Consider the following 14,217-nt stretch of genomic DNA (forward strand, 5'->3'; position numbering starts at 1 on the left):
TCAGCCCCCTCACATCCGGCACGCACGGCTCCCCGCGACACTGACCCCATGCGACGACTGAGGACGGTGGTGACGCTCGCGGCCCTCGCGGCGGGGACGGCGGGCGCGGAGCAGTTCGGGGTGCAGGTGGGCTACAGCAGCGTGCCGGGGAACTTCGGCGTCCATCTGGGCGGGTACGGGCGGCTGACGGGCTTCGGCCCCGTGCAGGCGGAGTGGCGCACCACCCTGGACACGCCACTCGGCGGCAGTGGCACCACGGAAGTTGGGGCCGACGCCCTCGTGAGCGTCAATCTGCTCCTGCTGCGGCCCTACGGCGGCGTGGGCGTGGCCGTGCCGCTCGATTCCTCCGGCCCCTACGTGAAGACGACGGTGGGTGCGCGCTTCTCCCTCCTCGGCCCGTTCTCCGGCTTCGCGGAGGGGAACTTCGGGCGGGGCACGGCGTTCCGGGTGGGGGCGCTGCTGAGGTTCTGAAGGGAGTCAGTGGGAAGTGTTCAGTGGTCAGTGGAAAAGGCAGTCCCTCCACTCACCACTTCCTACTCACCACTCACCGTCAGCCCCGGTGATACGGCTCCCCCGCGCTGATCGTCGCCGCGCGGTACAGCGCCTCGGCCATGACGACCATCGCCAAGTCGTGCGGCAGGGTCAGGAGGCCGAGGCTCCAGAGGGCGTGGGCGGAGGCGCGCAGGGCGTCGGTGTGCCCCTCGGGACCGCCGATGGCGAAGGCGAGTTCGCCCGTGCCGCCCACCGCCTGCGCGCCCAGGTAGGCGCTCAGGCCCTCGCTCGTGAACTGCCGCCCGCGCGGGTCGAGGAGGATGAGGGGGGCACGGCCCGCTGCCCGCGCGACCGCCTCGGATTCCTGTGCCGTCGTCTTGCCGGAGACGCGGGTGACGGCGAGCTTGTGGTAGCGCCGCAGCCGCCGCTCGTACTCGTCCCACCCGGCGCGGGCGTAGGCGAGGCGGGGTTCTCCCACGGTGATGAGGTGCAGGCGCATCGGGGGGCAGGATAGGGCAGGGGCCGGAGCCGCGCGCCCTTTGCCCTCCCCGGAACCTCAAGGGGAAAGATAGTGCCCGCGCCGGACCCCGCCCGTTACACTGTGCCTATGGGGATTTGGCTGTGGTCTCGCCTGCGGGTGGGGCCTTGAACTACGCGGCGACCCTGGCCGTGCTCGTCGTGCTGGCGTTCTGTTTTCCGGTGACGGTGCGGCTGGGCGCGCAGCTCGGCGTGCCGGAGGTGGTGAGCACGTCGGCGCTGGGTGCCCTGCTGACCTTCGCGGCGGCGGCGTATCTCGTGCGCTGGCAGGTGGGGCGTCACGCCCTGACGCTGGAGCGGCTGGCGGCGGCGCGGGCGCAGGTAGCGGCGGAACCGGACAATCCACGCGCGTACTTCGTGGGCGGGGAGCATCTGGGCACCATCCTGCTGCGGCTGGACCGGCGGCGGGAGGCGGCGGAGGTGATCGACCGCTACGCGCGGCTGGGCGGGGCACGGGAGGGAGAGATCGTGGCGCTGAGAGAGGCCTTGTCGAACGCGGAGCGGCGGCAGCGTCGCGCGCAGGGGAGAGAAGCATGAGGGCGTACAAGGGCATCGTGGAAAACGGCGTGGTCGTCCTGATCGGCACCAGGCTGCCGGAGGGCACCATCGTCACCGTCACGGTCGGCGAGGCGGAACTCCTGCGGGCACGTATCACCAGCGCCCTGAAACGCCCCCGCAAGGTGCGCGTGCGCCTCAAGCCCACGCCGAGTCTCATGGCGGAGGCGGTGCTGGTGGGCGGGGTGCGCGACGCGGGGAATGAGTAGGAGCTTTCAGCGGTCAGCCGTCAGCCGTCAGCCTGAAAAGCTGGGTGCTGGCTGCTGGAAGCTGGCTGCCTCCGGTCTCTCCCCATGACCGCCGAAGGTCCTCCTCCCCACGTCTGGCTCGTCCCCACGCCGGTCGGCAACCTCGGTGACATCACCCTGCGGGCGGTGGAGGTGTTGCGCGGGGCGGACGCCGTGGCGTGCGAGGACACGCGGCGAACCGGGGCGCTGCTGTCGCACCTGGGAATCAGCCGTCCTCTCGTGCGGCTGGACGCCCACACGATGCACCGGGCACCCGCCGTGCTGGAGCAGTACCCCCGGCTCGCCTACGTGACGGACGCGGGCACGCCGGGCATCAGCGACCCCGGTGCCGAACTCGTGCGGGCGGCGGTGGACCTCGGCACCGGGGTGGAGGTGCTGCCCGGCGCGACGGCCTTCGTGCCCGCGCTCGTGCTGTCGGGCCTGCCGGGTGCCCGCTTCACCTTCGAGGGCTTCCTGCCCCGCTCGGGCCGGGAGCGCAAGGAACGCCTCGCCGCCATCGCCGCCCGCCCGGAGACGACCGTGCTGTACGAGAGTCCGCACCGCCTCGCGGACACGCTCGCCGACCTCGCGGGCGCGTGCGGAAGTGAGCGGCAGGCAAGTGTCACCCGCGAACTCTCCAAACGCTTCGAGGAGACGGCGCGCGGCACCCTCGCCGACCTCAGCGCCCGCTTCTCCGGCGAGGTGCGCGGGGAGATCGTCGTGGTCGTCGCGGGCCGCCCGGCGGGGGAGGCGCTGCCCGGCGAGAGCGAGGCACCCGACCCCGCCGCCCTCGCGCGAGCCTGGGCCGAGGAGGGCCGCAGCGTGAGGGATATACGTGACCTCCTGATGGCGCGGGGGGTGCGTAAGAATGACGCCTACGCGCTCGCCCTGCGGGTCAAGCAGCCCGCTTAGGCCGACGTTCGGGCGATGCTCCCCGTGAGGCGACCAGCCGCCAGCCCCAGCGGCCAGCCGGACATTTGCACGTCCCCACGTTTTCCAAGAGGATCGAAACCACATCACCGCTTCCCCTACCTGACCCGCGAGGACCCCCACCGTGACCGAACTCCACGAAATCCCGACCAACCACCCCAATCCCGCCGGTGTCCGCCGCCTCGCCGTCCTCACGAGCGGGGGGGACGCGCCCGGCATGAACGCGGCCATCCGCGCCGTGGTCCGCACCGCCACCCACCACGGCATCGAGGTCGTGGGCGTGCGCCGGGGCTTTTCCGGCCTGCACCGGGGCGAACTGCGCCTGATCGGCCCGCGTGACGTGGCGAACACCATCCAGCGCGGCGGCACCATCCTCCTCACCGCCCGCTCGCGCACGTGGCGTAGCCCCGAGGGCCGGGCGGCGGGCGCGAAACACCTGCGCGACTGGAACGTGGACGGCCTCATCGTCATCGGCGGCGACGGCTCCTTCCACGGCGCGTACTACCTTCAGGAGGAACACGGCGTCCCCGTGATCGGGATTCCCGGCACCATCGACAACGACCTGTACGGCACCGACCACACCATCGGGTACTTCACCGCCGTCGAGACCGCGCTGGACGCCGTGGACAAGCTGCGTGACACCGGGGCGAGCCACGAGCGCATCTTCGTGATCGAGGTCATGGGCCGTCACGCGGGCCATATCGCGCTGGAGGTCGCCGTGGCGGGAGGTGCCGAGGAAGTCTTTATCCCCGAGGACGAGAAGCCCGTGGACGGCGTGGTGGAGATCGTCAAGGGCAGCGTGGCGAAGGGCAAGGCCAGCTCCATCATCATCGTCGCCGAGGGGTATCCGGGGGGCGCGCAGGGCGTGGCGGACGCGATTCAGGCGGGCACCGGACTGGAGACCCGCGTCAGCATCCTGGGTCACATCCAGCGCGGCGGCACGCCCGTCAGCAGTGACCGCGTACTCGCCAGCCGTCTCGGTGAAGCCGCCGTCCACGCGCTGATGGACGGCAAAAAGGGCGTGATGGTCGGTCGGCACGGCGGCGGCGTCAGCCACACGCCCCTGCACGAGACCTGGGAGAAGCGCAAGGACGTGAACCGCGACCTCTACCGCTGCGCGAAGACGTTGAGCATTTGAGGGAGGGGGGTTCAGCGCTACCCGCAGGTATCGGCCATCGTAACGACGGGAGCAATACAGAGCCATTAGTAATCGGCGGCCTATGCCGGGGGACGGGAGTTGGACCTCTGCCGCCCGGAGGAGACAGGTGTGGGAGAGGTGCGGGTGCTGAGGTGGGAGGACATGTGCAGCGAGTGTCATTGGAGTCGATAAAATCCTTACAAATAGAGATGTATTTTGAGGACACTAGGTTGTCTACTGGCACTGCATTTGTTATAGAATATAGAGGATTCAACTACTTAATCACAAATAAACATAATGTGACAGGCAGAAACCCGACGACGAATCAACCTCTCTCACCAACCGGGGGTGTGCCTGATAAGATGGTAGTGTGGTTCAATGCGGAGGCGTTAGGTTATTGGAGAGATTCTACTTTTGAATTGTATAATTCGGATCGACGAGTTTGGAGAGAACACCCACAGTCTGACGGAACGTATGATTTTGTTTCGTTTCGGTTAGATGCGCTTCCCAGTCGTAGGTTCTATCCTTACAGGTTTTCCGACGGACCACAGGATTTAGAGCTTTCTCCCTCAGATAGAGTCAACGTCATAGGTTTTCCTTTTGGTTTGTCCGCTGGTGGGAAGCTTGCTATCTGGTCGAGTGGATTTATAGCTTCTGACTTGGCCATAAATTATGACGAAAAGCCCATATTCTTGATAGATTGTCGAAGTAGACAAGGACAATCTGGTTCACCCGTAATATTCCACTCGTCGACCGGGCAGTATTCTTCAACTGGTGGCTTTCATATAAGTACAGGTCCAGTCACTCTTCTGCTGGGAATATATAGTGGCAGAGTTAATAATGAGTCCGATATTGGAGTTGTATGGAAGGTGGAAGCAATACGGCAGTTGCTAGATCACGTACACCCTCAGTAGATGAGAACGGCCAGCCCCTCCCCAGGACTGACCGCTGACGGCTGAGAGCTGACCGCTCCCCCTACGCCGCCCCCACCTTCTCCGCAATAATCCCCTCGATGTACTCCACCACGCTTCGCAGGGGCACGCGCGTCAGCACGTCCTCCAGGAAGGCGGTGACGAGCATCTTCTCAGCGAGTTCCTGGCGGATGCCGCGTGAGCGCAGGAAGAACAGTTGCTCCTGATCCACGGGGCCGGTGGTCGAGCCGTGCGAGCAGCGCACGTCGTTGGCGTTGATCTCGAGCTGCGGCACCGAGTAGTTGCGCGCCTCGCTGCTCAGCATCAGCGTCCGGTGCTTCTGGTAGGCGTCCGTCTTCTGCGCCCCCAGGTCCACCTTGATCATGCCGCTGAACACGCCGACGCTTCTATCGTCGCCCACGCCCTTGTACAGCAGGTCGCTGTGCGCGTGTGCTGCTGCGTGGTGCTGGAGGGTGTAGTGGTCGAAGTGCTGGTCCTCGTTGGCGAAGTACAGCGCCAGCATCTCGGAGTCCGACCCCTGCCCGCGCAGGTAGGACTGCATCTCGGTGCGGCTCAGCGTCCCGCCCATCGTGACGACGAGGCTGTTCAGCGTCGCGTCCCGGTGAACGTCGCCGCGCTGGCGCTGGATGTGCGTGACGCCCTTGCCCCAGTTCTGGATGGAGACGTAGCGCACGCGGGCACCGTCCTTGACCACCAGCTCGACCGCGCCGATGGCATAGGTGCTTGGCAGCTCCTCGCTGTCCTGCTCGTCGATGAACGTGACCTGCGCGTTCTCCTCGGCGACGACGAGGGTACGGGTCGCCGTGTAGGTGCCCGCCTCGCTCATGACGCGGAAGGAGCCGAGGGGGAGTTCGACCTCCACCCCGCGCGGCACGTACACGAAAGCACCGTTCGTCCACAGGGCCGCCGCCAGCGCGGAGAATTTGCCCTCGCTGGGGTCGGGCGACTTGCTCGGCGTGGTGCCGGGCGCGGCGATGGTCGTGTCGTCGGGCACCTCGGCGGGCACGACGGAGTAGAGGTACTGCTGCACCTTGTCGGCGTGCTGCTCCACGGCGGTCTTCAGGTCGGTGAAGATCACGCCCTTTTCACGCAACTCGGCGGGCAGCTCGGTCGCGTACACCACGTCCGGCCCGTCCAGCACGAGGAATGCGCCCGCATCGGTGCTTTGCAGGCGCTTCTGCACACTCGCCGGAAGCTGCGCCGTGTCGGTCGCGCGCTCACGCTTGGGGTGGGGGCGAAGCTCGCCAAAAGCCACCTCGACGCGGGTGTACTTCCATGCCTCGACCCCCTCGTGGGGCACGTCGAGCGTGTTGAACAGGTCGAGCGATTCACGCCGCTTGGAGGTCAGCCACTCGGGGCCGCCCGCCTGGGTGATGAGGTCTTGGGTGAAGGGTTGGGTCATGAGATGGGGTTCTCCTTTTGCCAGTCGGTGAGACTCAGACCGGGAATGCGATCAAAGTGTCTGGTGTTGTGGGTGACGAGTATGGCCCGGTGGCGCAGGGCTGTCGCTGCAATAAGGAGGTCGGCGTCCTCAATGAGATTGCCGCCCGCTCGTAGGTTCTCGAACAGAACGGCGGCAATATCCGTGGTCTCAGTATCCAGATCGAGTGTGGGGTGGAGGCTGAGCAGCCCATCAAGCACGGTGAGACGCCGGGCATACAGCGGGTTGAGCAGTTCTTTGCGGGCCTCATAACGGACGAGGGCAGGAACAGCAAGAACCTCATCCCTTTCCAGCGCACGCACGTATTCCGCCAACACTCGCTGGTTCCTCTTCTGAAGAGCGATCAGAACGTTGGTGTCAAGAACCAACATCAGCGCTCTGCCGTCTCGGCATCGGTGTGACGCAACTGCACGCGACGGCTCAGCGCCTGCTCAAACGCCGCCTCTTCCTCTGGTGTCCACCCCGTCGAGAAAGCTTCCAGAGCCGCCAAATGCCGTTCAATCTTCTCTTGCCGCTCCAAAAAAGCCCGCAACCGCTCCTGCCCTTCGGGTGAGAGCCGATCAATCTGCTCGTGCAGTTCCTTCGGTGCTGTCACGTCATGCCTCCTGCCGGTCTTCCCGCGAAATCCCATCCGAGATCACCAGAACCTCGGCGTCCTCCTCGCCCTCGTTGCGGGCCTGATGCGCCTGCCCTGGCTGAGATAACCCCTCCGCCCCTTCGGGGCACCTCCCCTTGATGGGAGGCAAAAAGCTTTCTGGCTCCCCTTGAGGGGAGCTGTCAGCGAAGCTGAATGAGGAGTTGTCCTGCCCCCGCAAATGCTGATGCCGCTCCTCCGCCGTGCCGGGCGGCATCCGCTCCTGAATGACGCTGGGGGTGGAAGCGGATGCCAGGTGCCAGCCGTCGCGCACGTCGGCCCAGGTGGAGTGGGGGGCGTTGGCGGTGGAAATCATAAATTGTCCAACTCACGAAGAGATAGAGCGCCTAGAAAGGGACGTATCGCATTCGCAAAACCCTCTTCACCGCTTATAGATTCGAAGAAGCACGCCACAACAGCGCTGTATAAGTCATCTCCGCCAGAGCCAACATGTTCTCCTCTCTTCGCAAGGGCCTCTTCGCAAAATTTGGAGAGTTCAGTCATGGGGTTGGGTAGCCATAAGTCGTCTCGTTCGCGCAAGAACCATGACAATTCCAAAAAGAGGCCGCACCTTGTAAAGGTTTTTGTGCCTTCTTCCGTCTCGCTATAACAAATCGAGTATTCAGCGAGCCATTCCTCGAAGAGAGGAAAAATAGAAGTCAACTTCTCTCTGACTTCTTGGAATGGCACTGAAGACATACTTCTTACCCGACCGAGCCTTCCATCTCCAGCTCGATCAGGCGGTTCAGCTCCACCGCGTACTCCAGCGGGAGTTCCTTCGCAATCGGCTCGATGAAGCCGCGCACGATCAGGCCCGCCGCCTCGTCCTCGGACAGGCCGCGCGACTGGAGGTACAGAATCTGCTCGTCGTTGATCTTGGAGACGGTCGCCTCGTGGCCCACGCTGGCTGTCTTCTCCTCGATCTCGATGTAGGGGTAGGTGTCGGTGCGGGCTTCCTCGTCCAGCAGCAGGGCGTCGCACTCGACGTTCGTCTTGGCCCCACGCGCGCCCTCGTAAATCTTGACGAGGCCACGGTAGGAAGAACGGCCCGAGTCCTTGGAGATGGACTTGGAGACGATAGAACCGCTGGTGTGTGGCGCGAAGTGGACGATCTTCGCTCCGGCGTCCTGGTGCTGACCGCGCCCGGCCATAGCGATGGACAGGACTTCGCCGCGCGCCCCCTCTTCGAGCAGGTAGCAGGCGGGGTACTTCATCGTGACCTTGCTGCCGAGGTTGCCGTCCACCCACTCCATCACGCCGTTGGCGTACACGGCGGCCCGCTGGGTCACGAGGTTGTAGACGTTATGCGACCAGTTCTGGATGGTGGAGTAGCGGAAGCGTGCGCCCTCCTTGACCACGATCTCGATGACGCCGGAGTGGAAGGAGTCGGAGTTGTACGCCGGAGCGGTGCAGCCCTCGATGTAGTGGGCCTGCGCGCCCTCGTCCACGATGATCAGCGTGCGCTCGAACTGGCCGCTGCTCTCCGCGTTGATGCGGAAGTACGTCTGGAGGGGAATGTCCACCTTCACGCCCTTCGGGATGTACACGAAGGACCCGCCCGACCACACGGCGGAGTTGATCGCCGCGAACTTGTTGTCCTCCGGCGGCACGATGGTGGCGAAGTGCTCGCGGAAGAGGTCGGGGTACTGCTTCAGGCCGTCCTCGATGCTCAGGAAGACGACGCCCAGCTTCTCCCACTCCTCCTTGAGGTTGTGGTAGACCATCTCGGACTCGTACTGCGCGCCGACACCCGCCAGCGCCGCACGCTCGGCCTCGGGAATGCCCAGCCGCTCGAAGGTCTTCTTCACGTCCTCGGGCACGTCGTCCCACGAGCGCGCGTTGAAGCCTTCCGGCTTGATGTAGTAGTAAATCTCGTCCAGATCGAGGCCGCTCAGGTCCGCGCCCCACTGGGGCATGGCCTTGGAATAGAAGATGTCGAGCGCCTTGAGGCGGAAGTCGAGCATCCACTGAGGCTCGTCCTTCGCCTTCGAGATCATCTCGACGACCTCACGGGACAGGCCCTTCGGTGCCTTGACGGCGTACCGCTCGGGGTTGCTCCAGCCGTACTCGTAGCCGTTGTTGATGCTGCCTACTTCGGGGTTGATGGTCATTTGGGTTGCTCCTTACTCGTAGTGCGAGCGGCAAGCGATGACAGTGATAGCGTCCGGGTCTACAGCGTAAATGAGGCGATGCTCTTCGGTGAGGCGGCGCGACCAGAAACCGGCGTATTCGTGCTTGAGCGCTTCCGGCTTGCCGCTGCCCTCGAAAGGTGTGCGGAGGCATTCGTCAAGGAGGCGGTAGAGCTTACGGAGCAGCTTCGGCTCATTGGCTTGCAGCCACAAGTAGTCCGCCCAACCTTTGGGTGTGAACGTGAGGTTCACTGAGCGGCGTCTTCCAGTTCCTCAAGGCTTTTCCGCACGACTTGACCTTGCCGGTACTGCTCGATGGAGGCCAGGAGGTGCCGCCGGTTCGCCGGATTGGACAGCAGGTAATCTGTCTCGTTCCACGACTCGTACCGCTCTTTGGGTACGATCACCACCGCTTCACCGGAGTCCAGCGTGATGTACGTGGCCTGGTCGTTGTCCACCGCCTCCTGAGCGATGCGCTCCAGGTTCTCCTTGGCGTATTTGATGGAGTAGGCCGTCATAGAACCTCCTGTGCCCGTCGCTTATACCGTCGCCAGTTCCCGCACCCAGTCATACCCTTCCGTATCGAGCTTCTGGGCCAGCTCCGGGCCGCCCGACTGCACCACGCGCCCGTCCACGATGATGTGAACCCGGTCGGGCACGATGTAGTTCAGGAGGCGCTGGTAGTGGGTGATGATGAGGCCACCGAGGTTCGGGCCGCGCAGGGAGTTCACGCCGCGCGCCACGATCCGCAGGGCGTCCACGTCGAGGCCGGAGTCGGTCTCGTCCATAATGATGTAGTTGGGGTCGAGCATCAGCATCTGGAGAATCTCGTTGCGCTTCTTCTCGCCGCCGGAGAAGCCCTCGTTGAGATACCGCTCGACGATGCTCTCGTCCCACTCCAGCACCTTCAGCGCGTTCTGGAGCTTGCCGTAGAACTCGGTGAACGAGACCTCCTCGCCCTCCGCCTTGCGGGCCTGCATGGCGAGGCGCAGGAAGTTGGCGATGGTCACGCCGGGAATCTCGACCGGGTACTGGAAGGCGAGGAAGACGCCGAGGCGCGCCCGCTCGTCGGGTTCCATCTCCAGAATGTTCTGGCCGTCCACGAGCACTTCACCCTCGGTCACGGTGTACTCGGGGTCGCCGACGATGACTTTGGCGAGGGTGCTCTTGCCGTTGCCGTTCGGCCCCATGACGGCGTGCAGCTCGCCGCGCGGGACGGTCAGGTCGATGCCCTTGAGGATGGGCGTGTCGCCGACGCTGGCGTGAAGATTGCGGATTTCAATCTGGTGCTGGGCGATCTGGTGGGGCTGGTCGGTCATGGGACTCCTTTGCTGCTGTACTGCGCCGCTTCTTGAGAATGATTCCTACTTACCCGGCCATTGTACCCGCGTGGGACGGGAAAGTCGAGTGCTTCGGTGAGGATTCGGGAGGCGGGAGGGGGTGCGCGGCGCGCGGGAACAGAAGGGGAAAGCGTCGACTTTGGGCCGGTGAAAAGCGGTCTCTGTCTCACCACGCACCCCCTCCCATGAGTGCCCCGTCAGCCTTTTTCACGCTTGCCACGCCTCCTCGTGCTAACCGTGAGGTGCATGAATGTTCTTGACCTGATTCGGGCCGCCGGGCCGCTGCTGTGGGTGCTGCTGGCCCTGTCCGTGTACGTCGTCTACACCGCCGCTGTGCGGGCGCAGGTCCTCTCCCGATTGGGCCGTGATTCGTCGGCGCTGATCGAGCGGGCGCGGGCCATTACCGCCGAGAGCGGGGCGGCGGCGGCGCTTTCCGAGGTGGACTGGGCCGCCGATCCCAGCCCGGCGGCCAACGTGCTGCGTGCGGGCCTGCGGCGGGCGAGCCGGGGGCCGGACGCGGCGGGGGCGGCCATGAACGCCGCGCTGCTGGCCGAGGACGCCCGGCTGTACGCGGGCCTCTCGGCGCTGGGCACCGCCGCGCAGGTCGCGCCGCTGCTGGGGCTGCTGGGCACGGTGGTCGGCATGGTGCGCTCCTTCCTCGTGTTCAGCTCCACCGCCGCGCCCACGCCCGCGCAGCTCGCCACGGGCATCAGCGAGGCGCTGGTGAACACGGCGGCGGGCCTCGTCGTGGCGATCATCGCCTATGTGGCCCGCAACGCCCTGCGGACCCGCGCCGACCGCATCGCCGGACAGGCCGAGCGCGTCCGCGAGGACCTGCCCGCGTGGCTGGCCCCGCGTCTCATGCCCGCCGGGACCTCCGCCCGCACGGTGCCGGAGGTGGCGCTGAACTTCGACGGGGCCGACCCGTCCCCGGTGCAGCGGTGAGGCGGCGGCTGCGCGAGGGCGGCGATACCGTGACCTTCGACTTCGCGCCGATGGTGGACGTGGTGCTGCTGCTGCTGATCTTCTTCTTCCTCACGAGCAGCCTGGGGGCGAGGCAGAACGCCCTGCCCCTCGACCTGCCGCGTGCGAGCACCACCGTGCAGGAGACGCCCGCTCTCCCCATCGTGAGCGTGGACCGGGCCGGGAAGGTCTTCCTGAACGGGACGGAGACGACGCTGACGCGGCTCGGCGGGCAGCTCCGGCCCCTCCTCGGCGCTTCGGGCGGCGTGGTCGGGCTGCGCGGCGACGAGCGCGGCAGCTACGGGACGGTCGTGCAGGTTATGGACGTGATCAAGCGCGCGGGCGGCGAGCGGCTGGCCCTGGGGACCCGCGCGGCGACGGCCAGTGGGTCGGGCGGCGGACGGTGAGCGGGGAGTGACGACGCTGCCCACGCCACCGCAGGGCACCCCATCCCACGGTACGGAGCGCCGCGACCGGGCACGCGCCGCCGGGGTGACGTTCATCGTCCACGGGGCGCTGCTGCTTGGGCTGCTCGCCGCCCGGCCTGACCTGCGTGCGCCCAGCCTGAGCACCGCCGACGCCGCGAGCCGCACGCCGCTGGAGGTTGTGACGCTGGCACCCCCACCCGAGCCGGAGCCGAGGGCGGAGGCTGAGACGCCGACTCCACCCGTCACGCCGCCACGCCGGGTGGAGAGGACAGCTCAACCTCCTGCTCAGGCTCGGTCTCCCCAACCTCGACCCACTCCGCCGCAACGTCCAGCCACTCCCCAGGCACAGACGCGACCACAGACGCCGCCGACCCCCGCTCCGCCCGTTCGGGCCGCGCAGCCAACGCCACAGCCGACGCCACAAGCTCCCGTCCGCACACCCGCCCCGGCAGCGACCCGGCCCGCCGCGCAACCTGCTCCCTCTGTTTCGCAGGCACAGGCCCCGACTCCGGCCAGCACACCCGAGCCGACGCGGCCCGCGAGTGCGCCCGAAGCCCCGCCCTCCACGACCGCTGCCCCGACGCCCACTCCGAGCGAGGCGTCGCCGACTCCCGCCGCCGAGGCCGTTACACCTCCCGCCCCCGCAGAACTGACCCCCGAGACGACGACCTCCGCCGGGCAGGGAACGCTGGACCCCGAACCGGAGGCGACGGCGAACGACACTCCCGCCGAACCCGTGGCCGCTGCCCCCGCCGCGCCCGCCCCGGACCCCGAACCCGTGACGGCCCTGCCCCGGCGCGAGGACGCCGCACCCGCCAGCACCACGGAGACGGCGGCACCCGCACGCGGCGAGGCCACCGCCGAGGAGGCTCCCGCCCCGGCACGCGGCACGGCGAGTACGGGTGAGGTGGGGGAGAGCGCCGTGGCGCGGATTCCTGCCCGTTCCCAGTCCGCCAGCGGGAGCGGGGAGGCGGTACCTGTTCCCTCACGCACAGCGTCGGCGAGCGCGAACACGGGCGAGGCCAGCGAACCTGTCGCCCGCGCGCAGCCCTCCGCCCAGGACGGCGCTTCGGAAGCTCCCGCTCCATCACGCAGTCCGGCACCGACCACGACTGCGGGAGAGGCTGAGGCCGCCCGCCCGACCGCCCGAACCGAAAGTGCCCCCCAGGGACTGACCCCGGAGACGGCCCCAGCCGCGCGCGGCACCCTCGCGCCGGGGAGTGCGGAGGCGGTGGCGGGACGGGCCGGAAGTCCGGCGACCACGCCCGCCCCGACGGCTCCCGACGCGCCCACGACCGCGCGGAGCGGTGCGGGTTCCACCGCCGCCTCGCCCACGCCCGAGGCCGCCGCCCCCGTCCGCCCGTCCGCCCCGGCTCCCGCCGATCCCGCCCCCTCCGGCGGACAGGCACGCGGCGCGGCGGGCACGGGGTCTGCCCCCGCTCCGGCTGCCGAGGCCGCCCGCCCCGCGCCGACACCCGGAACACCGGGCGGAACGGGGGAGGGTACAGCGAGTCCCGCCGCCCGTTCCGGTGCCACGCCCGGCGAGGATCGCCCCGGACCTCAGACCGACGCCCCCTCACGCGGCACGGCGGGAAGCAACGGCGCGACGCCCGCCGCTCCCGCTGCCCCGCGCGAGTCCTCGGGTGGAGCCGGAAGCGGCGCGGGCACCACTCCCGAACCGGGCGAGAGCGCCGGACGTGGGGGCGGTGCCGGGAGTGGGACGGGCGACGGACCCGCCGGGTCAGGGGACGCGCCCGCCGCCGGTCGGCCCGGCGCTGGCCCCGGTACAGGCACTCCTGCCGGAGGTGGCACGGGCGGCGGTGAGGTCGCCCGCGCGGGTGGAGGTGGCGGCACGGTCGCCGGGAACGAGGACCGCCCGCTGAACTGCACCGTCGTCGTGGATGTGCGCGGCCTCGGTGCCTTCCAGCGCGACATGACGAGCTTCGTGTACGACGAGGGCGGCGTGAGGTTGTGGCCCGACGAGGTGCTCGTGCGCGGCGTCAGCTCCCAGCTCGTGCAGGAGGGCAGCCTCCACACCTACATCACGTCCGAGGGTGAGATCGGCGGCTTCAAGAACGTCACCCGCGTGAAGGCCGCCCGTGTTCAGGCCCCCCGCATCGCGCCCAATGCGAAGGTCTACACGGACGCCGTGCTCACGAGCGCCGCCGCCGCCCAGTTCCGCTCGGCGGGGGCGGCGTGCCGGGTGGTGTATCTCAAGGATTAGGGAGCGGTCAGCCATCAGCTCTCAGCCGTCAGCTCTCAGCAGAAGATGGGGCATCTCGCTCTCCTCCCACGGGGCGAATCGCGGAGAAATCACTCTTCGGACCCGGTGGAATCGTCAGACTTCGACACGAAAAGCAGGGGCGTGGGCGGCGTTTCCTCGGCCTGAGCACGGATGGACAAGATGACCGCCCGCGAAGTCCCCTCCTCCTCACCGCTCACCCTGACCGTCCCATCAGCCTCCCGTCACC

General features: G+C 67.4%; 18 protein-coding genes. 9 read left to right on the forward strand and 9 right to left on the reverse strand.

The features are described 5' to 3' along the window. Positions 1-48 precede the first annotated feature (48 nt). Positions 49-471, forward strand: a complete 423-nt coding sequence (locus tag V3W47_RS12935; RefSeq protein ID WP_331825636.1) for a hypothetical protein — start codon at positions 49-51, stop codon at positions 469-471. Between the two features lie 79 nt (positions 472-550). Here the strand turns inward: V3W47_RS12935 and V3W47_RS12940 are convergent, their stop codons facing one another. Then, entirely contained in the window at positions 551-991 is a 441-nt protein-coding gene (locus V3W47_RS12940; protein WP_331825637.1) for a 23S rRNA (pseudouridine(1915)-N(3))-methyltransferase RlmH, read from the reverse strand. Between the two features lie 146 nt (positions 992-1,137). Between V3W47_RS12940 and V3W47_RS12945 the strand changes: the two genes are divergently transcribed. From V3W47_RS12945 to V3W47_RS19700, 5 genes are all read left to right on the forward strand, one after another. Then, entirely contained in the window at positions 1,138-1,566 is a 429-nt protein-coding gene (locus tag V3W47_RS12945; RefSeq protein WP_331825704.1) for a hypothetical protein, read from the forward strand. Next, entirely contained in the window at positions 1,563-1,793 is a 231-nt protein-coding gene (locus tag V3W47_RS12950; protein WP_331825638.1) for a hypothetical protein, read from the forward strand. The genes V3W47_RS12945 and V3W47_RS12950 overlap by 4 nt, the downstream gene beginning before the upstream one ends. A gap of 84 nt (positions 1,794-1,877) precedes the next feature. After that, positions 1,878-2,723 carry a 16S rRNA (cytidine(1402)-2'-O)-methyltransferase gene (gene rsmI, locus V3W47_RS12955; RefSeq protein WP_331825639.1) on the forward strand — a complete coding sequence of 282 codons (846 nt, stop codon included), beginning with the start codon at positions 1,878-1,880 and terminating at the stop codon, positions 2,721-2,723. Between the two features lie 142 nt (positions 2,724-2,865). Next, positions 2,866-3,879, forward strand: coding sequence for a 6-phosphofructokinase (gene pfkA / locus V3W47_RS12960; RefSeq protein ID WP_331825640.1), 1,014 nt, complete (start codon positions 2,866-2,868; stop codon positions 3,877-3,879). Positions 3,880-4,088: 209 nt separating this feature from the next. Next, on the forward strand, positions 4,089-4,793 hold the full coding sequence (locus V3W47_RS19700; protein WP_442877227.1) for a trypsin-like serine peptidase: 705 nt from the start codon (positions 4,089-4,091) through the stop codon (positions 4,791-4,793). Between the two features lie 61 nt (positions 4,794-4,854). On the opposite strand, the gene sufD is transcribed toward V3W47_RS19700, so the two are convergent. The 8 genes from sufD to sufC all read right to left on the reverse strand — a co-directional run bounded on the left by sufD (position 4,855) and on the right by sufC (position 10,334). Further along, a complete protein-coding gene (sufD, locus tag V3W47_RS12965; protein WP_331825641.1) occupies positions 4,855-6,213 on the reverse strand; it encodes a Fe-S cluster assembly protein SufD in 1,359 nt (452 codons plus the stop codon). Beyond that, entirely contained in the window at positions 6,210-6,623 is a 414-nt protein-coding gene (locus V3W47_RS12970; RefSeq protein ID WP_331825642.1) for a PIN domain-containing protein, read from the reverse strand. The genes sufD and V3W47_RS12970 overlap by 4 nt, the downstream gene beginning before the upstream one ends. Beyond that, positions 6,623-6,847, reverse strand: a complete 225-nt coding sequence (locus tag V3W47_RS12975) for a hypothetical protein (RefSeq protein WP_331825643.1) — start codon at positions 6,845-6,847, stop codon at positions 6,623-6,625. The genes V3W47_RS12970 and V3W47_RS12975 overlap by 1 nt, the downstream gene beginning before the upstream one ends. 1 nt (position 6,848) lies before the next feature. Beyond that, positions 6,849-7,202 carry a cupin domain-containing protein gene (locus tag V3W47_RS12980; RefSeq protein ID WP_331825644.1) on the reverse strand — a complete coding sequence of 118 codons (354 nt, stop codon included), beginning with the start codon at positions 7,200-7,202 and terminating at the stop codon, positions 6,849-6,851. A gap of 388 nt (positions 7,203-7,590) precedes the next feature. Next, positions 7,591-8,997 carry a Fe-S cluster assembly protein SufB gene (gene sufB / locus V3W47_RS12985; protein WP_331825645.1) on the reverse strand — a complete coding sequence of 469 codons (1,407 nt, stop codon included), beginning with the start codon at positions 8,995-8,997 and terminating at the stop codon, positions 7,591-7,593. Positions 8,998-9,009: 12 nt separating this feature from the next. Next, positions 9,010-9,267, reverse strand: coding sequence for a Txe/YoeB family addiction module toxin (locus V3W47_RS12990; RefSeq protein WP_331825646.1), 258 nt, complete (start codon positions 9,265-9,267; stop codon positions 9,010-9,012). Beyond that, positions 9,264-9,533, reverse strand: a complete 270-nt coding sequence (locus tag V3W47_RS12995) for a type II toxin-antitoxin system Phd/YefM family antitoxin (RefSeq protein ID WP_331825647.1) — start codon at positions 9,531-9,533, stop codon at positions 9,264-9,266. Before V3W47_RS12995 ends, V3W47_RS12990 begins: the two co-directional genes overlap by 4 nt. A 21-nt stretch (positions 9,534-9,554) precedes the next feature. Further along, a complete protein-coding gene (gene sufC, locus V3W47_RS13000; protein WP_331825648.1) occupies positions 9,555-10,334 on the reverse strand; it encodes a Fe-S cluster assembly ATPase SufC in 780 nt (259 codons plus the stop codon). Between the two features lie 267 nt (positions 10,335-10,601). Here sufC and V3W47_RS13005 point away from each other — a divergent pair, with 267 nt between their 5' ends. Genes V3W47_RS13005 through V3W47_RS13015 form a run of 3 tightly spaced genes read left to right on the forward strand, consistent with a single transcriptional unit; the run spans position 10,602 to position 13,970 of the window. Next, positions 10,602-11,300, forward strand: a complete 699-nt coding sequence (locus tag V3W47_RS13005; protein ID WP_331825649.1) for a MotA/TolQ/ExbB proton channel family protein — start codon at positions 10,602-10,604, stop codon at positions 11,298-11,300. Further along, positions 11,297-11,725 carry an ExbD/TolR family protein gene (locus V3W47_RS13010; RefSeq protein WP_331825650.1) on the forward strand — a complete coding sequence of 143 codons (429 nt, stop codon included), beginning with the start codon at positions 11,297-11,299 and terminating at the stop codon, positions 11,723-11,725. Before V3W47_RS13005 ends, V3W47_RS13010 begins: the two co-directional genes overlap by 4 nt. Before the next feature lie 7 nt (positions 11,726-11,732). Further along, the gene (locus V3W47_RS13015; protein WP_331825651.1) at positions 11,733-13,970 is read left to right on the forward strand and encodes a hypothetical protein; all 2,238 of its coding nucleotides are present in this window, start codon (positions 11,733-11,735) and stop codon (positions 13,968-13,970) included. Positions 13,971-14,217: the final 247 nt, after the last annotated feature.

The sequence above is a fragment of the Deinococcus sp. YIM 134068 genome (assembly GCF_036543075.1).
Lineage (GTDB): Bacteria > Deinococcota > Deinococci > Deinococcales > Deinococcaceae > Deinococcus > Deinococcus lichenicola.